This is a genomic window from Natrononativus sp. DTA114 (assembly GCF_059736515.1).
The window spans coordinates 1135839-1157106 of the sequence record NZ_JCASSN010000001.1 but is presented as its reverse complement, the minus strand read 5'-3'; the positions used below and the strand labels follow the sequence as shown (position 1 = coordinate 1157106).

Here is a 21268-nt window from a genome sequence, read left to right as displayed (position 1 = left end):
TCCGACACGCCGCTGGTGCAAAAACCTCCGTGCCGAGGCACCTATTCGGGACGCTCGTTCCCGCCGGTCTCGGGTGAGCGCGAGCCGGGGGTCTCGGTTCGACGATCGACGGCGTGATTGACCGCGCCCGCGCCCTGACCCACGTCGTAGTAGTGACGGACCGCTCGAGCCAGGGTATCCGTCGCCGCCGGGACGGCGGCCTCGAGTTCCTCTCCGGCGGCCAGCCGGGCGGTGATCGCCGCCGAGAGCGTACAGCCGGAGCCGTGGGTCGCCGCGCCCTCGATCCGGGGATGTGTGAACGTCTGCGCTCCATCGGCAGTCACGAGCACGTCCCGGACCGCCTCGCCGGGGAGGTGGCCGCCGGTGATCAGCGCCGCGTCGGCCCCCATCTCTACCAGCGCCTCGCCGGCCGTACGGACGCTCGTCTCGTCTTCGACGGTGATGTCCGTCAGGACGGCCGCCTCGTCGATGTTCGGGGTCACGAGCGCCGCCTCCGCGACGAGGTCTTGGTAGGCGGCCTCCGCCGCGGGCTCGAGCAGCCGATCGCCGGCGGTGGCGATCATCACAGGATCGACGACCAACGGGAACGCGAAGTCGGCGGCCCGCTCGGCGACCGTTTCCACGATTTCGGCCGTCGCGAGCATCCCCGTCTTGGCGGCACCGACGGCGAAATCGTCGGTGACCGCCGACAGCTGTGCATCGACCTCGCTGGCGGGGAGGGCGAACGATCGGGTGACCCCGCGGCTGTGCTGGGCCGTCACCGCCGTCACGACGCTCGTCCCGTAGACGTCGTGTGCGACCATCGTCGCGAGATCCGCCTGGATGCCGGCGCCGCCGCCGGAGTCGCTGCCCGCGATCGTCAGCGCAACGGGCGGGGTTTCGGGTGCGGCCGATCGCATACGTGTGCGTATTCGTTGGTTGTATAAATCAGTGGTGATCGGCGAAACGGACTCGGTCGGCCAGCCGGTCAGTTGGCCTCCCCGCTCGAGGCCGAATCACCGTTCCGGGCCTCGCCCGATGCCGGCGTTTCTGGGGCCGCCGCCGATCGGATTGGTTCACCTCGGACGAGTTGCGGGAACACGTCGGCCAGGAATCGCCGACAGACGACGACGACGACGGGGGCGAGGAAGACGCCGTACCAGCCGAACAGCACCCCGCCGACCAGATACGCGACGAGCATCACGCTCGAGGGCGTGCCGTGGCTCGAGAGGGAGGGACGGACTCCGTACCGGATGAGCGAATCGAGGACGAGCCAGCCGCCGACGGCGATCGCGAGGGGAACCCAGAGCAGTTCGGAGCCGACCTGGAGAGCGCGGATCACGAGGTAGGCGACCAGCGGGACGTAGACCAGTGAGCGGCCGATGACGGGAATGAACGAGGCGATGCCGGTAAGAAGTGCGAGCAGCACGGGAAACGGCACCGCGATCGCGGCGGGCGCGAGCAGGTCCACGCCGGCGTACAGCAACCACGAGAGAACGACGACGACGAACACGGTGAGCAACTGCCCGACGTACACTCGGCTCAGTTCGCGGTCGACCGCCCGGAGATACCGTTCGCCGGGTGACTCCGCCTCGAAAGAGAACCCGCGGAGCCAGCGCGTGATCCGCCGGTCGTCGCACAACAGCACGTAGACGAACGCGAACAGCAGGGTGAGCGTCACCACGACGCCGGCCAGTTGGGCGAGAACGTCGCCGCTAACGCCGAGGAGAGTCGTCGCCTCTTCGAGTTGCAGCCGGGTGGCCACTACCTCGAGGAGTTCGATGGGCGACTCCGGCATCTCCTCTACCCGCACCGTCGCGCCGACGACCTCGAGCGCACGGTCGACGTCGGCGTCGGTTAGGCGGAGTAACTGGCCGACCGCGACCGCGACGACCGCGGCGAGGACGACGACCAGCGGGAGGAGCAGCGCGACGATCGTGAGCGCGGCCGCACGCCCGGCGGTTCCGACGACCGGCTCGAGGCGTCGGGTTACCGGCCGCGCGACGTAGTAGAGAAAGAGACCGAAGGAGACGATACCGATGAACCGCGTAAGTACGACCGCGAGGATGGCGGCGACGACGACCGCCAGCAGCCACCACGCGAGCCGTGATCGGTCGGGAAGGGTCTCGAGCGAACCGCCCGGCATAGGTGACGGACCACGAACGCGACCATAATGGTTGAGCGTCGATTATCGCGCCCGACGCCGGATCCGCGCCGGTTACCTCCGCACGGACCGCTCGTACTGCGCCTCGCTGATCGTGTACCGGTGACAGTCGAAGACCTCGCCTTCGACGGCTAGCCAGTTCCGGAGTAGTCCGTCGTACTGGCCGCCGAACCGCTCGACGTACTTCTCGATCGCACGTTTCGACCGCTCGTTTCCGTCGATGTACGTTACGGCCACGAGCTCGAGGTCGAGCCGTTCGAAGGCGACCTCGAGAAACAGCGCTGCCCGCTCGCCAGAGTACCCCCGGCCCCAGAACCGCGTGTCGAGGACGATTCCGAGGGTCGCGAACCGGCGATCCCACTTCGGATACAGGCCCGCGATGCCCGCGATCTGGCCGCCGCCGTCCTCGGTCGGCTTCGGACGCACCACGTACTTCGCGGCCTCGCCGTCGTCGAACCGCTCTTCCGCGCTTCGCACCCGGTCAAACGTCTCCTTGACCGTCCGGTGGGGGTCGGAATCAACGTACTCGTAGATCTCCTGGGCGTCGGGATTCGCGCCCAGAGCGTCGTACAGCGCGCGCACATCGACGTGCTCGCGTGATAGCCGTTCGAAGCGCAGCCGGTCGGACTCGAGTGCCTCCGGGAACATGACTCGAGGACGCCTCGCACCGCAAAACCGCTTCGGGAGGTGTGTCGACCGATGGCACACTGCTCTCCGCGGGGAGGGAGCCGCGCTCCGGGCGCTCAGGCGTCCTCAGCGAGCCTGGCGTACGCCGCCCAGGAGGGGTCGACCTCCGGATGTTCGAGACGCTCGCCGTCGACGAACACGCCCTCGCCCGCCTCTACCCGCCCCGCGTCAGCGGCGACGGTGCCGCGGGACTCGAGCGCCGCGAGTACGTCGTCGACGCCCTCGGGATCGCAGGCGAGTACCAGCGAGCCACAGCTCGTGATCGACCAGGGATCGATCTCGAGGGCGTCACAGACGGCCTCGACCCCGGGACGCACCGGAACCCGCTCGCGCTCGAGGGAAAAACGCGCGTCGGCGCCGGCGGCCATCTCGTTCAGCGCACCCGCGAGTCCGCCCTCGGTGACGTCGTGCATCGCGGTGACGGGTCCCGCCGCGGCCGCGGTCAGCGCGTCGCGGACGCAGTGGACGTCCTCGAGGCGCTCCCGGGCGGTTTCGACGGTTTCGTCGGGAAGCTCGAGCTGGTCCCCGAACAGCGTGCTCAGGAGGCCGACGGCTTCGGCGCCGGGGCCGGTCGCCACGACCAGCCGGTCGCCGACGCGGGCGCCGTCGGGGCGGACGATCGTTTCGGGGTCGCCGACGCCGAGGGCCGTCCCCGCGCCGACCCAGGGGTACGAGCAGTCCGAGTAGCGAGCCGTGTGGCCCGTGACGACGCCGACGCCGAGATCGGTACACTCCCGGTGGATCGTCTCCCAGACGGTCGCGAACTCGTCGTCGGTCATCTTCGGGGGGAGGGTGAAACAGATCGAGAGATGCGAGGGCGGAACCCCGCTGACCGCGACGTCCGCGAGCAGCACGTCGAGTGCGAAGCGGGCGGCGCGCTCGAGGCCCAGGCCGGGAAGGATCGAGAGGGGATCGGTCGCGGTCACGACCGCTTCCCCGCCGACCTCGAGGACGCCGAAGTCGACGCCGTGACGCGGGCCGAGGGTAACGTCGTCGCGGTCGGCACCCAGACTCGAGGCGATCCGCTCGTCGAAGAACGTCCGATCGATCTTGCCGAGGTCGCTCACGCCTACACCGAGTCGCGACGGGCTCTTAGCCGTACTGATCGCCACTCCGTGCCAAACGGTACCGCGACCCTCGAGGCTTTATCCCTCCTGTTCGTACCGGCGGTCATGCACGGCACTGGCGTCCCGATCGTAACGCCGTTCGACGAGACTGGCGCGGTCGATCACGAGGCACTCGCCGCCCTCGTCGGCTGGGTCGAGCGAGCAGGCGTCGACTTTCTGGTTCCCTGCGGGTCGACCGGCGAGGCACCGCTACTGACGGCCGACGAGCGCGCACGAGTCGTCGAGACGGTCTGCGACGCGACCGACCTCCCGGTGCTCGCGGGCACCGGACTCGAGGGATACGGGCCGACGCTCGAGGCGACCGAACGCGCCGCGGCAGCCGGCGCCGACGCCGCCCTCGTACTCACCCCCTCGTACTACAACTCCGATGACGGCGAACTCGCGCGATACTACCGCGACGTGGCCGAAGCGTCGCCGCTCCCGGTCTACCTCTACAGCGTCCCCCCGTTTACGGACCACGCGCTCTCGGCACGCACCGTCGAGTCGCTGGCCGACCACGAGAATATCGTCGGCGTCAAGGACTCGAGCGGGAACATCACGGAACTCCAGCGGATGATCCGCTTTACCGCCGACGAGTCGTTCGACGTGCTGGTCGGCAGCGGAAGCGTCTACGCGTCGGCGCTCGACGTCGGCGCCGAGGGCGGCATACTCGCACTCGCGAACGCCGTCCCCGAACAGTGCGCTCGCGTCTACCAGTACAACAGCGAGGGCGAGGACGACGCCGCCCGCTCGCTGAACACGGCGCTGGTCGAACTCAATCACACGATCACCAGCCGGTACGGGATTCCGGCGGTAAAAGCCGCGCTGCAGCAACGCGGCCAGCCGGCCGGGCGGCCGCGGCGCCCGCTTACACCGGTCGACGCCGACGTCGAGGACGAGGTCGGGGCGGTGCTCGAGGCCGCACTCGACGCCTGAGTGGGAGTAACCGAATTTGGGTACGAATGCCCTCGGACGTGGCCGCCGACAGTTACTGGATACGCTCAAGGTTCACTGGGGCATAGGGCCGTCAGATGGCGTTTTCCGCCGATTGGCCCGACGGTCGCGGCCTCGAGTTCGCCAGGGGCGAACTGACGGGGGCGATAGGAGATTCGATTACGGTGCTCCCGCTGGTCGTGGCCCTCGCGCTGCTGACCGAGATCTCGCTTCCGCACGTCCTGCTTGCCTTCGGCGTCTTCCAGATCGTCTGGGGAATCCGGTACGGGCTCCCGGTCTCCGTCGAGCCGATGAAGGCGCTCGCAGCCCTCGGCATCGCCGGCGTGCTGTCGTACGCGGAGCTGGCGCTCGCCGGACTCGTGCTCGGCGTCGTCCTCCTGGCGATCGGTCTGACGGGAACGCTCGCGAGAGTCGAACGCTGGATCGGCGAGCCGGTCATCCGCGGGGTTCAGTTCGCCGTCGGGCTGCTCCTCCTCGAGACGGGTCTCGGACTGGCGCTCGCGGACCTCCTCCTGGCAGGTCTCTCCCTGGCGATCGCTCTGGCGGTGATCCTGGCCGGCTACAAGGCCTCGAGCGCCCTCGCCGTGCTGGCCGTCGGCGTCGTCATTGCGGTGACAACGGCGGGGTTCCCGTCGCCGCAGTGGCCCGGCCCGCCGCCGGTGGCGCCGTTCGCCGACGCGGCGCTGGGTCGGACGGCCGACGGCGTGTTCGCCCAGCTCGCGATGACGATCGGCAACGCGGCGCTCGCGACCTCGCTTTTGTTCTCGGATCTGTTCGACGAGGAGGTCTCGCCCGACGAACTTTCGACGAGCATGGGGGCGACGAACCTCCTCGCGGTTCCTGCCGGCGGGATTCCGATGTGCCACGGTTGCGACGGCGTCGCGGGTAAGCACGAGTTCGGCGCCCGAACCGGCGGCGCGAACGTGATCCTGGGCGTCTTCTATCTGGGAGCCGCGTTCGTCGCGACGACGGCGCTGCTGGGCGCGTTTCCGCTCGCGATGCTCGGCGTGTTGCTCGCGATCATCGCCGTCGCGCTCGGAAAGAGCGTCCACAAATCGTCGAATCTTCCGCTCTCGATCGGCATCGGTCTGTTGACCCTGCTCACGAACCTCGGAATCGCGTTTCTCGTCGGGATCGCCGTCCACCTGGCACTGCGTCGCAGTGCTCGAGGCGCGTGAGCGCTGTGTCAGTTAGCGATAACCGGACCCGCTCACGGACTCGAACGACGGCCCCTATCAAATTTCCAAAAGTAATCTCCCTAGGATATAAGTACGTTTGACAGTCATGGGGTACGCTCATTCAACTTCGGTTGTCACTCTGTAGCGCACCATGGAACGACGACGCTTCCTGCAGGCAACCGGCGCAACCGCTGGCGCGGGTGGGCTGTACGCGAGCGGTATCGACACGGCTCGAGCACACCATACACAGACGAACGCGGCGGACCGGTTCGTCGCGGCGGACTCAAGCAATTACAGCGCATCCTCTCGGGGGACGAACGACATCAACTGGATCGTCGTTCACTGTACCGTCGGCAGCTACTCGGGGGCGATCAGCTGGTTCCAGAACTCCGGGTCGAACGTCTCGGCGCACTACGTCGTGAGCAACTACGATCACACGAACTACGCTCCGGGACACGTCACCCAGATGGTCCACCACGAGGACGTCGCCTGGCACGCCTCGGGGACGAACAGCCCCTCGATCGGGATCGAACACGAGTGGCACGAGGACTACGGCCGGTACTTCACCGAGGAGTGTTACCAGGCGTCGGCGGCGATCGTCCGCGAGGTCGCAGACCAGTACAACATCCCGCTCGAGTACTACACCTACGACGAGGCACGGTGTCACCAGAGCGGCGGGATCATCGGTCACCGCCACGCGCCGACCAGCAGCACCAGCTGTGATCACACGTCGACGAAGTCTTGTCCCGGCCCGGACTGGGACCCGGACACGTTCATGCACTACGTCCGGAACGGCGACGGTGGCGGCGGCGACAAGTTCCAGGATGGCGACCAGATCGTGACGACGGCGAACCTCAACGGACGGGAGGGGCCGGGGCTTCACTACGACGTCGTCGACACCTACCCCGAGGGCACCCAGGGCGAGATCATGAACGGTCCCGAGACGAGCGACGGCTACACCTGGTGGGGCGTCCACTACCCGAGCTACGGCGACTGGGTCTGGTGCGTCGAGGATCACATGACCCACGCCTGAGCGTTGCGTCCACTCTCGTTCACACACGTTTTTTCGCTGGGCGACGAAACACGGTCGATGACCGCTTCGAGCACCACCTGGCGTGAACTATTCGATCGAGCCGACGAGTACGACGTCTCTCTCGAGTCGGTCCGCGAGGAACTCACCCGCCGACGGGCGACCGGGGAGGACGATGCCTGAGCGACCGACCGGGAACCCCAACCCCGCTCGCGTGGTGGCCGACGCGGACGTGCTCGCAGCGGATCTGCTCGCCGACGGCGACGCCCGCGAGGCCCTCGATCACGTCCGGAGCCACTCGTGGGTCGCCCTCGTCGCGAGCGAACCGCTGCTCGCCGATGTCGAAGCGCTCGTCGCCTCGCTCGCCGACCCCGACCTCGCCGCCGACCACCGGGTGCGCCTCGAGGCCGACTGCACCCTCGTCTCTCACCCCGAGGACGACCACCCGGCGCTCGCCTCCGCGTATCGGGGGAACGCAGCCCACCTGCTCTCGTTCGACGACCGGCTCACGTCGGCGAAGGCCGGACTGACGCTCCAGCCCCGCGTCTCCGTGAGCGTCCGCCCGCCGGGCGCGTTCGCCGCGCTGTTCGACCCCGAGAGTCTCTACGAGGCCGTCGAGGGCGGCGCGTATCCCGGCCCGGACGTCGATCCGCGGGCGTAGCTCGCCGCCACCCCCGCTCTCACTGGAGCGGCTCGCCCCGGTCGATAATCAGCCGGGCCAGCCGCCTTGAGAGCGGCCGCGGCAGCAACCGGCTCACCCACGGGAGCAGCCGAAACCGAAGGCCGGGGACGACGACGGTCTTCCCCGCTCGAATCCCCTCGTAGCTGTCGGCCGCGACCGCCTCCGGCGAGCGCATGAATCGGCGCTCGAGCCACCGCGACCCGCGCCCGCTACGCTCGTGAATCCCCGTGAGGACGGGCCCCGGACAGACGACGGTCGCCTCGACGCTGGTTCCCCGAAGTTCCTCACTGAGCCCCTCCGAATAGGAGATGAGGTACGCCTTGCTCGCGTGATAGCCCGACAGAAACGGCCCCGGTCGCATCCCGGCCGTCGAGGCCACGGTGACGATGTTCCCCGACCCCCGCTCGAGCATCGCCGGGAGAAACCGCTTCGTCAACTCGACCGGCGCGGCCACGTTCAGCCGGATCTGGGCGCGCTCGGCCTCGAGATCCGTCTCGGCGACGGGGCCGTAGACCGCGATGGCGGCGTTGTTCACCAGCACGTCGATCCGCCCCTCTTCTGTCGCTCGCTCGGACACCCGCTCGAGTCCGTCGGGGTCGGTCAGGTCGGCCGAAATCGTCGCGACGGCCACCCCGTGCTCGCGCTCGAGTTCTCGGGCGGCGGTCTCGAGTCTCGCCTCGTCTCTCGCAACGAGCACCAGGTCGTAGCCGTCGGCGGCGAACTCCGCTGCGAGCGCGCGGCCGATACCGCGACTGCCGCCGGTGATCAGCGCCCGCGGGCTCGAATCTTCGGTCACGGACGACGGTACGTCCGTCCCGGTCAAAAGTGACCCTGAAACGGGTGGTGTCGTGAGGGGTACCGTATCAATCGTCTCGAGTCGCGTACCACTCCGCGAACGTCGCGAGCGCCCGACCGCGGTGGGAGATGGCGTTCTTCTCTTCCGTCCCCATCTCCGCGAGCGTCCGCCCGTTGTACTCGAAGATCGGATCGTAGCCGAAACCGCCCTCGCCGCGGGGGGCCACGAGCGTGCCGCCGACGGCGCCGGTGAACGTTTCGACGCCCTCGTCGTCGCAGTAGGCGACGACGGTGCGAAACTGCGCTCGGTGGTTCTCTTCTTCCTCCGCCAGCCGCCACAGCCGCTCGACCCCGACGGTGTGCTCGACGTAGGCGGAGTAGGGGCCGGGGAAGCCGCCCAGCGCCTCGACGAACAGCCCGGTGTCGTCGACCAGCACGCCCGCACCGCCGAGTTCCGCGAACGCCTCGCGCGCGCCGGAGGCGGCGATCTCGGCGAGATCGTCCGACTGGATCTCGGTGTAGTCGAAGTCGACCTGCTCGACGGCCTCGAGCCCCTCGAGGTAGCTCCGCGCCTCCGTCACTTTCCCCTCGTTGCCCGTCACGAACTGGATGGCCATACTCGAGGTGGTCGTCTCGAGGGGTTAATCCCCGTCGGTTTCCGCGTCGGTCGCGGTCGACGGGGGCGCACTCGCCGCAATGATCACACCTTTGGTGGCCGACAGTGGGTACTCGCGTATGAGTACTCTCCCCGACCCGGTTCGACTCGGCGTCGTCGGCCTCGGATTTATGGGCCAGACACACGCGACGAACTTCGAGGAACTCGGCCACGAGGTCGTCGCCGGAACCGACGTCAACGAGGAGGCCCGCGAGTCGTTCGCGGCCGCCTACGGGGCGGCCACCTACGCCGATGCCGAGGCGATGTACCGCGAGGAAGAACTCGACGCCGTGGCGGTCTCGACGCCGAACGCCTTCCACGAGGAGGCCGTCGTGAGGGCGCTCGAGGCCGGCTACGACGTGTTCTGTGAGAAACCGCTGGCGAACGACCTCGAGAGCGCCGAACGGATCGCCGCGGCGGCCCGCGACGCCGACGGCTTCTGCATGGTCAACTTCCACAACCGCGTGACGACGCCCGTCGCGGTGTTCAAAGACTACCAGGCGGAGGGCCACTTCGGCGAGATTACCCACGTCGACGCGAACTACGTCCGCCGCCGTGGAATCCCCGGCGTCGGCTCGTGGTTTACCAGCAAGGAACTGGCCGGCGGCGGCGCGGTCATCGACGTCGGCGTCCACGCGATCGACCTCGCGCTCTACCTGCTCGAGTTCCCGCCCGTCGAGGACGTCTTCGCGGTCACCCGCACCGAGTTCGGCCACCGCGAGGACTACGTCGATCCGGGCGACTGGTACGACGAGACCGAGGAGGCCGTCTTCGACGTCGAGGACTCGGCGACCGCGATGATCCGGTGTGCGGACGATCGGACGATCAGCCTCGAGGTCACCTGGGCGGCCAACCAGGCCGACACGAGCGAGTTCGTCGCCCGCGGCACCGAGGCCGGCGCGAGCCTGGACATGGGCGGCGAGGAGCTAACGCTGTACGGCGCGGGCAAGCAGGGAACCGACCACCTGGTCGACTCGACGATCACCGAGGGATCGCTCGATCACACCGGCTGGCTCGGGAGCGACGAACGGTTCGCCGACGCGGTCCGCCGCGGCGAACCAGCCGAACTGAACACCGCGGAGCACGCGCTCACCGTCCAGCGGGTGATCGACGCCATCTACCGCTCCGGGAAGAGCGGTCGCTGCATCTCGCTCTCGGAGAGCCGCTAACGCCCGCAGAAACCGAACCGCGTCGACTGCTTACTCGTCTTCGTCGACGATGACCTCGACCGGTTCGTCGGCCTCCTCCTCGGCGGCCGCGGCGGCGTTCTTGCTCTGTTCTTGCTGCCAGAGCAGGACGCCGGCGACCAGGACGACGACCCACGAGCGCCAGTTCGCCATGTTCAGCGTGTAGCCGACGCCGAACGGCTTCTCGACCAGCATCCCTTCGCCGGGTTTCCAGTACGACGAGAGCATTCGCCCCATGCTCGGTCGCTCGAAATTGTACGGTACTCCGAAGATCTCACCGGAACTCGGCTTGTCTGCCATGGGCGGGCCTACAACGTCCCCTGATAAGAGTATTGTGTGCTCGCGCTCTCAGTGTGGCTCCTCGAAACCGCGTCAGTCGACGGCCAGGACGGACTCGAGTTCCCCCCGGTCGACACGGTCTGTTGTCGGTACGTCGCCACCGCCACCGTAGCCGCGTCCGGTGAGCACGCACGCGACCCGCTCGCCCGACTCGATTTCCCCTGCGTCGGTCAGCCGTCGAACGCCGGCGAGCGTCGTCGCAGAGGCGGGCTCGGCCCGCACGCCCGCGGTCCGGGCGAGCCGGCCCTGTGCCTCGAGTATCGCCTCCTCGGAAACGGAGACGACCGCACCGCCGGTGTCTCTGGCGGCCGTGAGCGCCCGCGTGCCGCTCGGCGGATCGGCGTTGGCGATCGAGTAGGCGACCGTCTCCGCGACGTCCGTCGCGGGTTCGACCCGCTCCGCTCCCCGTCGAAACGCCGCCGCGATCGGATCGCAGGCCGCAGCCTGGGTGAGGTAGAGCCGGGGAAGCGTGTCGATCCGGCCGCTCGAGCGAGCCTCGAGCAACCCCTTCCACACCGCGCTCGCGTTGCCGCCGCTGCTGACCGGGAGCACGACCGCGTCGAGAGCGGGTTCGCTATCGATCAGTTCGTACGCCAGCGTCTTCTGGCCGGCTACTCGCAGCGGGACATCGGAGTTGAGGAACCTGATCCCGTGTTCAGCACCCAGCGCGAGCGCGTCGTGGTAGAGGCGTCCGTAGTCACCCTGCACCCGCACGATCTGCGGGTCGAACCGGCCGATCGCCCGCAGCCGTGAGTCGGCGATGTCGTCGGGGACGAGGACGACGCACTCGAGGCCCGCCGCAGCGGCGTGGGCGGCGGTGGACAGCGCCATGTTGCCGTGGGAGACGGTGCCGACGCGGTCGGCCCCGGCCTCGAGGACCGCGGCGACGCCGACGGCGCTCCCGCGATCCTTGAACGACCCCGTCGGGTTCCGACCCTCGTCCTTGAGCCAGAGGCGAGCACCCGCGTGCTCGTCGAGTCTCGTCCGCCTGAACAACGGGGTTTCCCCGGGGGTCAGATCAGCACCGGTCGGTGGCCCGGGAACGGGCAGGAGCGGCTCGTACCGCCAGATTCCGCCGGGTTCGACCGGGGCCGCCGTCGGCCAGTCCGTGATCGTCCGCGGGGGCAGCCAGAGCGGTTCGCCACACTCACAACGGGCCTGGGGCTCGTCGTACTCGCGCTCACAGGCGTAACAGCGGCGTGATTGCATCACTCGAGGGGAGCGCCGCCAGGGTCAAATAACACACACACGCCGTGTCGCTTCCGAGACACCGCACGGCTCGACGCGTTCCGCACTGGCGCACAATTGGGCGCTATCATAGACTATCTAATGCTGAAATTCTTTTATTGTGTGGCAGACCGTACCATCTCTTGACGGGGGAAGTCACCGAACAGTCTCACACGCACCCCTGTCGTTGCCTGTCTACAGTGGTGTGCTCTCATCCAGGTTTTGCTGACGACGAAGTACACGTAGCGGAGCGCTTACTCAGTGATGACGCTCCGAGTTCACCGACAGTACCGGACGAAACTCGAGCGGGCGCAGCGGTCGATCCGCTGCTTATCCTTCGAGCGCCGCCTCGAAGCCTACCCGCAGCCCGCGGGCCATCGTCTCGAGGCTCAGACTCGGCTCCCCGTTTCCGCGGGCCGCGGCCCCCTCGTGGCTGAACGGAACGTGGACGAATCCCGATCGAAACTCGTAGCCCTCGGTTTCGTCGAGATGGCGGGTCGCGTACAGAATATCGTTACAGAGGTGGGTTCCCGCGGCGGTCGACAGCGTCGTGGGGACCCCCGCTGTACGCATCGCGGACTGCATCTCGCGCACCGGCAGATTCGTGAAGTAGGCGTCCGGCCCCTCGGGAGCGACCGGTTCGTCGACCACCTCCCGGTCGTCGTTGTCCGGAACCTCGCCCGTGTCTCGGAGGTTGATCCCGATCCGCTCGAGCGAGAGCGCGTTCCGGCCGCCGGCAAGGCCGAGCGAGACGACGAGTTGCGGGTCGTGATCGTCGATGTACTCGCGAAGCGTTGGCAGGGCTCGATCGAAGGCGACGGGGAGCTCGCGGCCGACGATCGGCGTCCCGGAAATCTCCTCGCCGTCGAGGCGGGTCGCCAGCCGACGGGCGGGGTTGGTTTCGAACTCGCCGAACGGCTCATAGCCGGTGAGTAGGATGGGCTGCATGGCTCGAGGTTCGTTCAGGCTCACGTAAACGCCCCGATTCGACGGCATTCGTCGATTTGCGACTCACTCGCCGCCGCCGTACCGGCCCCGCCCCTCGACGTCGCGCAGCCGCTCGAGGACCGCCTCGTCGCCGACTTCGCGGTACCCCTCGAGAACGGCCTCTCGAAGCGGCTCGGGGTCGTCGGCGGTGCCGACGAGGCTCTGATCGAAGACGTGGAGGTCCATCGCGTAGTCCTCGACGTGGTCGGTGTGGTAGCCGAGGCCGAAGTCGATGAGGGAGGTGCGATCCGAACTTCCCTCCACACCGCCGGCCGTTCGATCGTTCGTCGGCGCGTCGCGCCGCCCGACGCGGACGTTTCTGGTGGTCGGATCGCCGTGAACGAACCCCGCCCGGTGAAGGCACGCGAGGTGGCGACCCACGTCGCGAACCCGGTCGGCGGTGAGCCCGGCCTGCAGGTCGGTCGCCCCGACGTACTCGAACTCGAGGGTCGACTCGCGCGTGTCGATATCGTAAACGAGCGGCGCCGGCACCCCTTCGCGGCGGGCCAGACTCGTCAGGCGTGCCTCGAGGGTCGTCCGTTCGCGTCTGAGTCTGGCGTCGAGTTCGGGGTGGCGGTAGGATTTTGGAACGCGACGTTTGACGACGCGGCCGGCCGCGGGCTCGAGGCTCACCGTCGCCTCCGCGCCGCGAACCTCGTCTTCGTCGCCCGCACGGCGCATCGAGACGTCCTCGCCGTCGCGCCAGGTCACCGGCACCTGGTCGGGCCGGAAGTTCGGGTCCACCCGCGACTCCTCGATGGCCAGGGTGTCGCCCGCCTCGTACATTTTTGCACCGAGGACGGCGATCATCCCTGCGTTGTCCCGGAGGAATCGGGGCTCGGGCGCGTGAAACGACGCCCCGCGCTGGTCGCACATCTCGGAGAGCATCTCCCGGAGGCGGGCGTTCTGTCCGACGCCGCCGCCGAGGACGAGTTCGTCGCTGCCGGTCAGCGAGAGGGCGCGTTCCGAAACTTCGGTGAGCATCCCGAAGACGTTCTCCTGCAGGGAGTAACAGACGTCTTCGACGGGGGTCCCGTCGTCGTACGCCGCCTTGGCGGCGCTCATGATCCCCGAAAACGAGAAGTCCATCCCCTTGACGACGTAGGGGAGATCGACGTACTCGCCTTCGGCCGCGGCCTCCTCGACCTTCGGCCCGCCCGGATGGCTCCAGCCGACGTGGCGGGTGAACTTGTCGATGGCGTTGCCGACGCCGGTGTCCATCGTCTCCCCTAAGATCCGATAGCGGCCGTTTCTGTACCCGAGCAGGTGGGCGTTCGCCCCGCTCGCGTTCAGACAGACCGGCGACGAAAAGCCGGAGCTGTGGCGACCGATCTCGAGGTGGGCGACCATGTGGTTGACGCCGACGAGGGGTACCTCGAGCGTCTGCGCCAGCGCCCGAGCCGCGGTACCGACGATCCGAAGACACGGGCCGAGTCCGGGTCCTCTGGAAAAGGCGACAGCGTCCACTGGCGACTCGATTGCCGGCCCGTCGTGCGTCTCGCGAGCGTGCTCGAGCGCCGTCTCGACGACTCGAGGGATCGCCTCGTGCATGTGTTCGGCGGCCTCTCGAGGGTGGATGCCGCCGCTTTCGGGCTGGTAGGCGTCGCTCTCGATGAACACGTCTTCCGTTTCGGAATCGTACACCGCGGCGCTGGCCGCCCAGGCGGTGCCCTCGATGCCGAGGATACGAATTTCGGTCACGGTAGCCTCCTGGTGCTCATCGTGTCTGTCGGATGTGGAACCGCCTCTCGAGTCCGATACGGCGGCAAAACGTTGTCCGCTGCTCGCGGGTCACTTCGTTCCCCGCTTGCCTTCTCGAGACCCCTCACTGCGTTCGGCGTCTCGTCACTCCCACTCGGTGTACCCGCACTTCCCACAGTGCTGTCGGTCACCGTGGTCCGCGAGGAATACGTCGCCACAGCGCGGGCAGTTCTCGCGTTCTGCCTCGCCGTCGTCGTTGTAGATCTCGTAGTGTGCCATCTCAGGCCTCCTCCGCTTCCGGCTCCGCCTCGTCGACACCGATCTTGTTGCGCTCGAGCATGTGCTCCTGCTCGACGTCGCGGGCGTGGTCGGCCGTCTCGTAGACCTTCGCGTAGCCGACGGTCTTGCGCATCCCGAACTTGGTGTCGAGTTTGCGGATGACGACCTCGTCGGCGTCCTTGTTCAGCTTCGCGGCGAGGCTGTCACGGACCTGCAGGCGGGAGGGCGTGGCGTCCTCGTGGACCAGTTCGAACGTAACGTCCGTGCGGTGCAACATGGGGTTCTCCTCCTCGGAGATGATGTCGACGTCCATGATATCACTCAGTTACTCTACTATCCCCGTGTAGCGCCTAAAAGGATTTCGAACCCGTTACCGCGGCGGAGACGGGCGCTCGAGGCCCACCGCAGGGCCAGCCGGCGTCGTTGCTCCCCCTCTACGTGTGCTCGAGCACCGCCAGTCCGCGTGGGGTCTGGGTCTCGAGCCCCTCGCCCCACTCCACGTCCAGTCGCGTCCACGAGTCGCCGAAATCCTCGGTGCGGAACAGCCCTCGGTTGTTCACGCCGTAAACGACCCCCGCGTCGCCGGTCGTCGCAAACACCGCGCGAACCACGTTCTCGCCCATCGGGAGCCCGCGGTCGTCCAGGCGCTCCCAGGGCTCGTCCCCCGCTTTCCGGTAGACATACGATTCCGCCCGCTCGGCGGTGTGGGCCTTCGAGGCCCCGCTGGCGCTCGAGACGAGCACCCACTCGGGATCGTCGGAGTCGGGGACGACCGACCAGCAGTAGGTGTGCTCGAGGCCGGCCTGTGGATTGTCCCAGCTCTCGGCGCCGTCGTCCGAAATCGCGTAGCCGTCGCCGGCCGCCGAGTAGACCCGCCCCTCGCGGTCGGGGTGGGTCGCCAGGCTGTGGTTGTCCCGCCGAGAGCCCGGCGGGCGCTCCTGCCACGTCTCGCCGCCGTCGGCGCTCAGGACGAACGCGCCGGCCTCGATGCCCACATAGAGGCGGTCGGGGTCGAACGGGTCGACCGCGAGCCAGCGCACGTGGTGGGTGTGCGGCCGCGGCGGGAAGTACCACTCCGACTCGGAGGGGAGCTCGGTGAGTCCCTCGAGGCGCTCCCAGGAATCGCCGCCGTCGGGAGAGCGGTAGATCCGGCTCGGCTCGGTGCCCGCGTAGATCACGTCGGAGTCGTGGGGACTGATCGCGAGCGACATCACCGCCTCGCTCTCGAAGTCGGTCTCGAGGCCCTCGAAGGAGTCGCCGCCGTCGGTCGACCGAAAGAGGCCGTCCTCGAAGGTGCCGACGAACACCCGTTCGGGGTTCTTGGGGGAGGCGACGACGCACTCGAGGTCGCGGCCCTCGAGTCGCGTCTCCGTCGTCCAGCCGTTGTCGTCCTCGCCCTCCGCACACACGAGCAGTCGATTGCGCATCGCAGCGTAGATCGTCGTCATAGCTCGTCATACGTCGTCGACCGTGAGAAGTGTTGTCCTGGCGGACGATCAGTCGGCCGCGAACAGCGCTCGATCCATGTACCGGCCGCCGACCAGCACTCGAGGACGAACGGGCCGGTTCCTGCCGTCATCGCGAGCCCACCGGCGGCCAGACCGTGCCTGAACGTCTCGTGGCGTTCACCCGTTCTCGGGCGATCGTACAGCGGACTGACCGGTACCTGTTTCGCCGGTCGCCTGTCGCTCAGAGAACGAACCAGTAGAGGGCGACCCCCGCCAGCGCGAGCGCCAGTGGCACCGCGAACAGGACGACGTATCTGAGATACCGGTTCCGGCGGTAGTGAACGCGACAGACGTCGATATCCTCGTGGCGCCGGAACGACATCGTCTCCGTCGCCTCGCGGCGACAGCCCTTCATCTGGCACTGCTCGTCTGCGCTCGCAGGCATTCGAATCGTCGCGAAATCAGGTGCGAGCGATCAAATCGCTTTCCGTCCACACTGGCTCCATCGGATATCGCCTCTGAACGGTAGCGCCCCCCGTGGGTGTCGCTGTCACTGTTTTTCGCCAGAAAGTCAACAACCTTCATATAGGGCAGGTCGTATCACAGGTTATGCGCGACAGCTTTGACGTGGTCATCGCTGGTGCCGGCCCCGCCGGCGCACAGTGTGCACGCGATCTGGCTGCGAGGGGGTACGACGTGGTTGTTCTCGAGACGGAACCGGAAGACGAGTTCCCGCGTCAGAGCAACAAATCGACCGGCGGGACGTTTCCGTCGATGATGTCCTCGTTCGGCATTCCGGACGACGTCGTCATGCAGTTCACCGACACCGTCGTCATCGAATCGCCGAACGACCACTTCGTTCAGGAACAGGCCGGTGCCGTCCTCGAGTTTGCGGATTTCAAGCGATTTCTCGTCGAGGACGCCGAGGACCGGGGTGCGGAGTTCTGGTTCGACGCCCGCGTCTCGAAACCGATCACCGAGGGGAGCGAGATCGTCGGCGTCCAGTACAGCGGCTCCGAAAAGGTGTACGGCGACGTCATCATCGACGCCACCGGGCCGGCGGCGCCGCTGGCGAAGGGCCTCGGCGTGAGCACCCTGGAGCGAAAGAACCAGGCGATCGGCCTCGAGTACGAACTCGAGGGCGTCGAACTCGACGGGGGCGCGCCGCGGTACGCGGACCTGCACGACGCCATGATGTTGCGCCTGGATCACGAGTTCGCTCCCGGCGGCTACTCCTGGATCTTCCACACCGGCGATGACACCGCGAAGGTCGGCGTCTGTTACATCCAGAACGAGAGCTACCAGCAGTACGGCACCGACCGGACCGTCGACGGCTACCTCCAGCACTGGATGGACACCGACCCGCGCTTCGAGGGCGCCGAACGACTCGAGGGCAAGCAACACCGCGGCTCGGCACACATCCAGCCGCCCGGGCAGTTGAGCACGGACAACTTCATGGCGATCGGCGACACCGTGCCGACGATCGACCCGCTGTGGGGGGAGGGGATCAACAAGGGGATGAAGTCCGCCCGCGCGGCCGCGATCGCCGTCGATCACTGTCTCACACCCGAGACGCCGGACACCAGCGCCGAGAACATCTCGCTGTACGACACGCTCTGGCACCGCGACGTCGCCCCGCGGATGGACGCGCGGCTGTTCATCACTCAGCTGATGTACCTCGCGCCGAACGACCGCTACGACACCTTACTCGAGGACCTCAAACAGCTCGAACCGGACACGCTGAGTAAGGCCAACCGGGGCCACAAGCGAGCGATCAGAAAGCTGCTTCACGTGAACGATATCCCACTGCTCGCGAAGTTCGCAAAACAGCGACTCCGGAACTGATTCTCACCTGGCCCACGGGGGGTCGCCCGCTCAGTCGTCGGTCGGTGCCGTTACGGGTTCGACGCGTTCGCCGCGCGGCCCCTCGAGATCCACGCTCGGCAACAGATCCCGCAGGTAGCGACCGGTGTGGGAGTCCTCGAGCCGTGCCACGTCCTCGGGCGTCCCCGTCGCGACGAGTTGCCCGCCGTGTTCGCCGCCCTCGGGGCCGAGGTCGATGACGTGGTCGGCGTTTTTCACGAGGTCGAGTTCGTGTTCGATGACGACGACGGTGTTGCCGTTGTCGGTGAGTCGGTGGAGGACGTCGATCAGCTTGCGCTCGTCCTCGTGGTGGAGCCCCGTGGTGGGTTCGTCGAGCAGGTACAGCGTCTCGCCGGTGTCTTTCTTCCCTAACTCCTCGGCGAGTTTGATCCGCTGGGCCTCCCCGCCCGAGAGCGTGGTCGAGGGCTGGCCCAGCGTCATGTAGCCGAGGCCGACGTCCTTCAGCAGCTGGAGCCGTCGGCGGATCTGCGAGTTCGACTCGAAGAACTCGTAGGCCTCCTCGACTTCCATCTCGAGGACGTCCGCGATGGTCGCTCCCTTGTAGGTCACGTCGAGGGTCGCGTCGTTGTAGCGAGCTCCCTCGCACTCCTCGCAGGGGACGTAGACGTCCGAGAGGAAGTTCATCTCGATCTTTACGGTACCCTGGCCGCCACACTCCTCGCAGCGCCCGCCCTTGACGTTGAAGGAGAACCGTCCCACCTCGTAGCCGCGCTGCTTGGCGAGTTTCGTCTCCGCGAACAGCTCGCGGACGTAGTCGAAGACGTTGGTGTACGTCGCCGGGTTCGACCGGGGGGTACGCCCGATCGGGCTCTGGTCGATCAGTCGCACCGTTTCGATCTCCTCGAGCCCCTCGAGGCTGTCGTGGTCGCCCGGAATGACGCTCGTGTTGTCGTTCATCTCGCGGGCAAGCCCCTTGTAGAGGACGTCGTGCATCAGGGTGGACTTTCCGGAGCCGGAGACGCCCGTAATCGCCGTGAAGTTGCCCAGCGGGATGTCGACGTCGAGGTCGTCGAGGTTGTGCTGGCGAGCGCCGAGGATCGTCAGCGCGCCGTCGGGGTTGCGGCGCTCCTCGGGCACCGGAATCTGCTTCCGTCCCGAGAGGTAGTCGCCGGTGAGCGACTCCTCGCAGGCCTTCAGCTCCTCGACGGGGCCGTTGACGACGACCTCGCCGCCGCGCTTGCCGGGACCGGGGCCCATGTCGATGACGTTGTCCGCCCGGCGCATCGTCTCCTCGTCGTGCTCGACGACGAGCAGGGTGTTGCCGAGGTCGCGTAGCTCTTCTAAGGTGTCCAGCAGCCGGTCGTTGTCCCGCTGGTGGAGCCCGATCGAGGGCTCGTCGAGGACGTACAGCACCCCGACGAGCCCGGAGCCGATCTGCGTGGCGAGGCGGATGCGCTGGCTCTCTCCACCCGACAGCGTCGAGGCCTCCCGATCGAGGGTGAGGTACTCGAGACCCACCTCGCACATGAATCCGAGACGGGCGCGGATCTCCTTCAGGATCTCCTCGGCGATCACCTTCTCGCGCTCGGTGAGATCCGCTTCCATCGACTCGAAGTGCGCGAGGGCGTCGCCGATGCTCGCGGCGTTGATCTCCGTTATGGCGGTGCCGTCGACCAGCACCGCGCGGCTGGCGGGCCGCAGTCGGGTGCCGTCGCAGGCCGGGCACTCCGTGACGGACATGTAGTCCTCGATGTGCTCGCGAGTCGAATCGGAGTCGGTCTCGAGGTACCGGCGCTCTAGGTTCGGAATGATACCTTCGAAGCGTTTGCGCTTCCGCCGGGTGCCGTTTTTCGTTCGGCGCTTGAACAGCACCTGATCGCTCGTCCCGTAGAGGAACGCCTCCCGAATGTCGTCGTCGACATCCTCGAGCGGGGTCGACAGCGAGACGTCGAAGTGGTCGGCGACGGCGTCCAGCCGGGTCTGGTAGTACGAGCGGTTGTAGCTCCAGGGCTCGAAGACGTGCTTCAGCGGCTTCGAGGGGTCCTGGACCACGAGACCCTCGTCGACCTCCTTCGTCTCGCCGAGGCCCTCGCACTCGGGGCAGGCGCCGTGGGGCGAGTTGAACGAAAAGGAGCGCGTCTCGATCTCGGGGACGTCGATGCCGCAGTGCGTGCAGGCGAGGTCCTTCGAGAACTCGACGACGAACCGGTCGTCGGCCTCGGTCTCGTCCCCCAGCGCACCCGTCCGGCGGGACTCCTCGCCCAGGTCGGCGGCGACCTCCTCGGGCGCGTCTGGGAGGATCACCTTCAGGACGCCTTCGGCCTCCTCGAGCGCCGTCTCGACGCTATCGATGATCCGCGGGCGGGCTTCGGTGGAGACCTTCACGCGGTCGACGACCACGTCGATCGTGTGGTCGTAGTTCTCGTCGAGGTCGGGCCGATCCATGGTGAGGTCGTGCTCCTCGCCGTCGACTTCCACCCGCGAGTAGCCCTCGGACACCAGTTCGTCGAACAGGTCCTCGAAGGCGCCCTTCTGGTCGCGGACGACCGGCGCGGCGAGTTTGGCTCTGGTTCCCTCGGGTAACTCGAGGATACGCTCGACCATGTTCTGGGCCGACTGCTCGCCGACCTCGCGGCCGCAGTCGGGACAGTGTGGCGTTCCGACGCGGGCGTACAGCAGGCGGAGGTAGTCGTGGAGTTCGGTGACCGTCCCCACCGTCGAACGAGGGTTGTTGGCGGCGTTCTTCTGATCGATTGAGATCGCGGGGGAGAGGCCTTCGACCGTCTCGACCTGGGGTTTGTCCATTTGGCCCAGGAAGTTCCGGGCGTACGCCGAGAGGCTCTCGATGTAGCGTCGCTGCCCCTCCGCGTACACCGTCTCGAACGCGAGCGAGGACTTCCCCGACCCCGAGAGGCCGGTGACGACGGTGAACGACTCGCGCGGGATCGAGACGTCGAGGTCTTTCAGGTTGTGCTCCTCTGCACCCCGCACCTCGATGTACTCCTTGCTCATCTAGCCCGAGTCAACCGCCGAACAAATGAAGGGT

General features: G+C 67.5%; 21 protein-coding genes and 1 pseudogene. 7 read left to right on the top strand and 15 right to left on the bottom strand.

Going from position 1 to position 21268, the window contains the following annotated elements; genetic code table 11:
- Positions 1 to 98: 98 nt before the first annotated feature.
- The 4 genes and pseudogenes from thiD to AC6I6S_RS06010 all read right to left on the bottom strand — a co-directional run.
- Positions 99 to 899 (bottom strand): annotated as a pseudogene (gene thiD / locus AC6I6S_RS06025) (bifunctional hydroxymethylpyrimidine kinase/phosphomethylpyrimidine kinase); the annotation flags it as partial.
- 68 nt (positions 900 to 967) lie between these two features.
- Complete coding sequence (locus AC6I6S_RS06020) at positions 968 to 2125, bottom strand: AI-2E family transporter (RefSeq protein WP_497948829.1); 1158 nt, start codon at positions 2123 to 2125, stop codon at positions 968 to 970.
- 72 nt (positions 2126 to 2197) lie between these two features.
- A complete protein-coding gene (locus tag AC6I6S_RS06015; RefSeq protein WP_497948828.1) occupies positions 2198 to 2791 on the bottom strand; it encodes a GNAT family N-acetyltransferase in 594 nt (197 codons plus the stop codon).
- 95 nt (positions 2792 to 2886) lie between these two features.
- Entirely contained in the window at positions 2887 to 3897 is a 1011-nt protein-coding gene (locus AC6I6S_RS06010; protein WP_497948827.1) for an AIR synthase family protein, read from the bottom strand.
- Positions 3898 to 4002: 105 nt separating this feature from the next.
- Between AC6I6S_RS06010 and AC6I6S_RS06005 the strand changes: the two genes are divergently transcribed.
- The 5 genes from AC6I6S_RS06005 to AC6I6S_RS05985 all read left to right on the top strand — a co-directional run bounded on the left by AC6I6S_RS06005 (position 4003) and on the right by AC6I6S_RS05985 (position 7759).
- Complete coding sequence (locus AC6I6S_RS06005) at positions 4003 to 4872, top strand: dihydrodipicolinate synthase family protein (protein WP_497948826.1); 870 nt, start codon at positions 4003 to 4005, stop codon at positions 4870 to 4872.
- A gap of 95 nt (positions 4873 to 4967) precedes the next feature.
- On the top strand, positions 4968 to 6068 hold the full coding sequence (locus tag AC6I6S_RS06000; protein ID WP_497948825.1) for a putative sulfate/molybdate transporter: 1101 nt from the start codon (positions 4968 to 4970) through the stop codon (positions 6066 to 6068).
- Between the two features lie 151 nt (positions 6069 to 6219).
- Positions 6220 to 7101 (top strand): N-acetylmuramoyl-L-alanine amidase, encoded by an 882-nt coding sequence (locus AC6I6S_RS05995; protein ID WP_497948824.1) that lies wholly within the window; start codon positions 6220 to 6222, stop codon positions 7099 to 7101.
- Between the two features lie 57 nt (positions 7102 to 7158).
- The gene (locus AC6I6S_RS05990) at positions 7159 to 7281 is read left to right on the top strand and encodes a hypothetical protein (protein WP_497948823.1); all 123 of its coding nucleotides are present in this window, start codon (positions 7159 to 7161) and stop codon (positions 7279 to 7281) included.
- Complete coding sequence (locus tag AC6I6S_RS05985) at positions 7274 to 7759, top strand: DUF7384 family protein (RefSeq protein ID WP_497948822.1); 486 nt, start codon at positions 7274 to 7276, stop codon at positions 7757 to 7759. Before AC6I6S_RS05990 ends, AC6I6S_RS05985 begins: the two co-directional genes overlap by 8 nt.
- A 19-nt stretch (positions 7760 to 7778) precedes the next feature.
- Here AC6I6S_RS05985 and AC6I6S_RS05980 read toward each other — a convergent pair whose 3' ends face one another.
- Positions 7779 to 8576 carry an SDR family NAD(P)-dependent oxidoreductase gene (locus AC6I6S_RS05980; protein WP_497948821.1) on the bottom strand — a complete coding sequence of 266 codons (798 nt, stop codon included), beginning with the start codon at positions 8574 to 8576 and terminating at the stop codon, positions 7779 to 7781.
- Positions 8577 to 8643: 67 nt separating this feature from the next.
- Positions 8644 to 9192 carry an XTP/dITP diphosphatase gene (locus AC6I6S_RS05975; RefSeq protein ID WP_497948820.1) on the bottom strand — a complete coding sequence of 183 codons (549 nt, stop codon included), beginning with the start codon at positions 9190 to 9192 and terminating at the stop codon, positions 8644 to 8646.
- A 118-nt stretch (positions 9193 to 9310) separates the two neighbouring features.
- Between AC6I6S_RS05975 and AC6I6S_RS05970 the strand changes: the two genes are divergently transcribed.
- Complete coding sequence (locus tag AC6I6S_RS05970; RefSeq protein ID WP_497948819.1) at positions 9311 to 10399, top strand: Gfo/Idh/MocA family protein; 1089 nt, start codon at positions 9311 to 9313, stop codon at positions 10397 to 10399.
- A gap of 30 nt (positions 10400 to 10429) precedes the next feature.
- Here AC6I6S_RS05970 and AC6I6S_RS05965 read toward each other — a convergent pair whose 3' ends face one another.
- From AC6I6S_RS05965 to AC6I6S_RS05930, 8 genes are all read right to left on the bottom strand, one after another.
- The gene (locus tag AC6I6S_RS05965; RefSeq protein ID WP_497948818.1) at positions 10430 to 10717 is read right to left on the bottom strand and encodes a DUF5808 domain-containing protein; all 288 of its coding nucleotides are present in this window, start codon (positions 10715 to 10717) and stop codon (positions 10430 to 10432) included.
- 72 nt (positions 10718 to 10789) lie between these two features.
- Positions 10790 to 11965, bottom strand: a complete 1176-nt coding sequence (gene thrC / locus AC6I6S_RS05960) for a threonine synthase (protein WP_497948817.1) — start codon at positions 11963 to 11965, stop codon at positions 10790 to 10792.
- A gap of 348 nt (positions 11966 to 12313) precedes the next feature.
- Entirely contained in the window at positions 12314 to 12931 is a 618-nt protein-coding gene (gene pcp / locus AC6I6S_RS05955; RefSeq protein WP_497948816.1) for a pyroglutamyl-peptidase I, read from the bottom strand.
- Positions 12932 to 12994: 63 nt separating this feature from the next.
- Entirely contained in the window at positions 12995 to 14671 is a 1677-nt protein-coding gene (locus tag AC6I6S_RS05950) for a bifunctional N(6)-L-threonylcarbamoyladenine synthase/serine/threonine protein kinase (protein WP_497948815.1), read from the bottom strand.
- 144 nt (positions 14672 to 14815) lie between these two features.
- Positions 14816 to 14950, bottom strand: a complete 135-nt coding sequence (locus AC6I6S_RS05945; protein WP_497948814.1) for a 30S ribosomal protein S27ae — start codon at positions 14948 to 14950, stop codon at positions 14816 to 14818.
- A 1-nt stretch (position 14951) separates the two neighbouring features.
- Positions 14952 to 15263, bottom strand: coding sequence for a 30S ribosomal protein S24e (locus tag AC6I6S_RS05940; RefSeq protein WP_497948813.1), 312 nt, complete (start codon positions 15261 to 15263; stop codon positions 14952 to 14954).
- 121 nt (positions 15264 to 15384) lie between these two features.
- Complete coding sequence (locus AC6I6S_RS05935) at positions 15385 to 16398, bottom strand: WD40/YVTN/BNR-like repeat-containing protein (RefSeq protein ID WP_497948812.1); 1014 nt, start codon at positions 16396 to 16398, stop codon at positions 15385 to 15387.
- A 241-nt stretch (positions 16399 to 16639) separates the two neighbouring features.
- Positions 16640 to 16843 (bottom strand): hypothetical protein, encoded by a 204-nt coding sequence (locus AC6I6S_RS05930; RefSeq protein WP_497948811.1) that lies wholly within the window; start codon positions 16841 to 16843, stop codon positions 16640 to 16642.
- Between the two features lie 164 nt (positions 16844 to 17007).
- On the opposite strand from AC6I6S_RS05930, the gene AC6I6S_RS05925 reads away from it, so the two are divergent.
- Positions 17008 to 18243: a digeranylgeranylglycerophospholipid reductase gene (locus AC6I6S_RS05925; protein WP_497948810.1), complete on the top strand. Its 1236-nt coding sequence runs from the start codon at positions 17008 to 17010 to the stop codon at positions 18241 to 18243.
- 30 nt (positions 18244 to 18273) lie between these two features.
- Here the strand turns inward: AC6I6S_RS05925 and uvrA are convergent, their stop codons facing one another.
- Positions 18274 to 21234 carry an excinuclease ABC subunit UvrA gene (gene uvrA / locus AC6I6S_RS05920; protein WP_497948809.1) on the bottom strand — a complete coding sequence of 987 codons (2961 nt, stop codon included), beginning with the start codon at positions 21232 to 21234 and terminating at the stop codon, positions 18274 to 18276.
- Positions 21235 to 21268: the final 34 nt, after the last annotated feature.

Bases quoted from the DNA above. Each gene is read 5' to 3' on its own strand.
- AC6I6S_RS06020 (WP_497948829.1), bottom strand. From the start codon at position 2,125: ATGCCGGGCGGTTCGCTCGAGACCCTTCCCGACCGATCACGGCTCGCG.
- AC6I6S_RS06015 (WP_497948828.1), bottom strand. From the start codon at position 2,791: ATGTTCCCGGAGGCACTCGAGTCCGACCGGCTGCGCTTCGAACGGCTA.
- AC6I6S_RS06005 (WP_497948826.1), top strand. From the start codon at position 4,003: ATGCACGGCACTGGCGTCCCGATCGTAACGCCGTTCGACGAGACTGGC.
- AC6I6S_RS06000 (WP_497948825.1), top strand. From the start codon at position 4,968: ATGGCGTTTTCCGCCGATTGGCCCGACGGTCGCGGCCTCGAGTTCGCC.
- AC6I6S_RS05995 (WP_497948824.1), top strand. From the start codon at position 6,220: ATGGAACGACGACGCTTCCTGCAGGCAACCGGCGCAACCGCTGGCGCG.
- AC6I6S_RS05990 (WP_497948823.1), top strand. From the start codon at position 7,159: ATGACCGCTTCGAGCACCACCTGGCGTGAACTATTCGATCGAGCCGAC.
- AC6I6S_RS05985 (WP_497948822.1), top strand. From the start codon at position 7,274: ATGCCTGAGCGACCGACCGGGAACCCCAACCCCGCTCGCGTGGTGGCC.
- AC6I6S_RS05975 (WP_497948820.1), bottom strand. From the start codon at position 9,192: ATGGCCATCCAGTTCGTGACGGGCAACGAGGGGAAAGTGACGGAGGCG.
- AC6I6S_RS05970 (WP_497948819.1), top strand. From the start codon at position 9,311: ATGAGTACTCTCCCCGACCCGGTTCGACTCGGCGTCGTCGGCCTCGGA.
- AC6I6S_RS05965 (WP_497948818.1), bottom strand. From the start codon at position 10,717: ATGGCAGACAAGCCGAGTTCCGGTGAGATCTTCGGAGTACCGTACAAT.
- thrC (WP_497948817.1), bottom strand. From the start codon at position 11,965: ATGCAATCACGCCGCTGTTACGCCTGTGAGCGCGAGTACGACGAGCCC.
- pcp (WP_497948816.1), bottom strand. From the start codon at position 12,931: ATGCAGCCCATCCTACTCACCGGCTATGAGCCGTTCGGCGAGTTCGAA.
- AC6I6S_RS05945 (WP_497948814.1), bottom strand. From the start codon at position 14,950: ATGGCACACTACGAGATCTACAACGACGACGGCGAGGCAGAACGCGAG.
- AC6I6S_RS05940 (WP_497948813.1), bottom strand. From the start codon at position 15,263: ATGGACGTCGACATCATCTCCGAGGAGGAGAACCCCATGTTGCACCGC.
- AC6I6S_RS05935 (WP_497948812.1), bottom strand. From the start codon at position 16,398: ATGACGACGATCTACGCTGCGATGCGCAATCGACTGCTCGTGTGTGCG.
- AC6I6S_RS05930 (WP_497948811.1), bottom strand. From the start codon at position 16,843: ATGCCTGCGAGCGCAGACGAGCAGTGCCAGATGAAGGGCTGTCGCCGC.
- AC6I6S_RS05925 (WP_497948810.1), top strand. From the start codon at position 17,008: ATGCGCGACAGCTTTGACGTGGTCATCGCTGGTGCCGGCCCCGCCGGC.
- uvrA (WP_497948809.1), bottom strand. From the start codon at position 21,234: ATGAGCAAGGAGTACATCGAGGTGCGGGGTGCAGAGGAGCACAACCTG.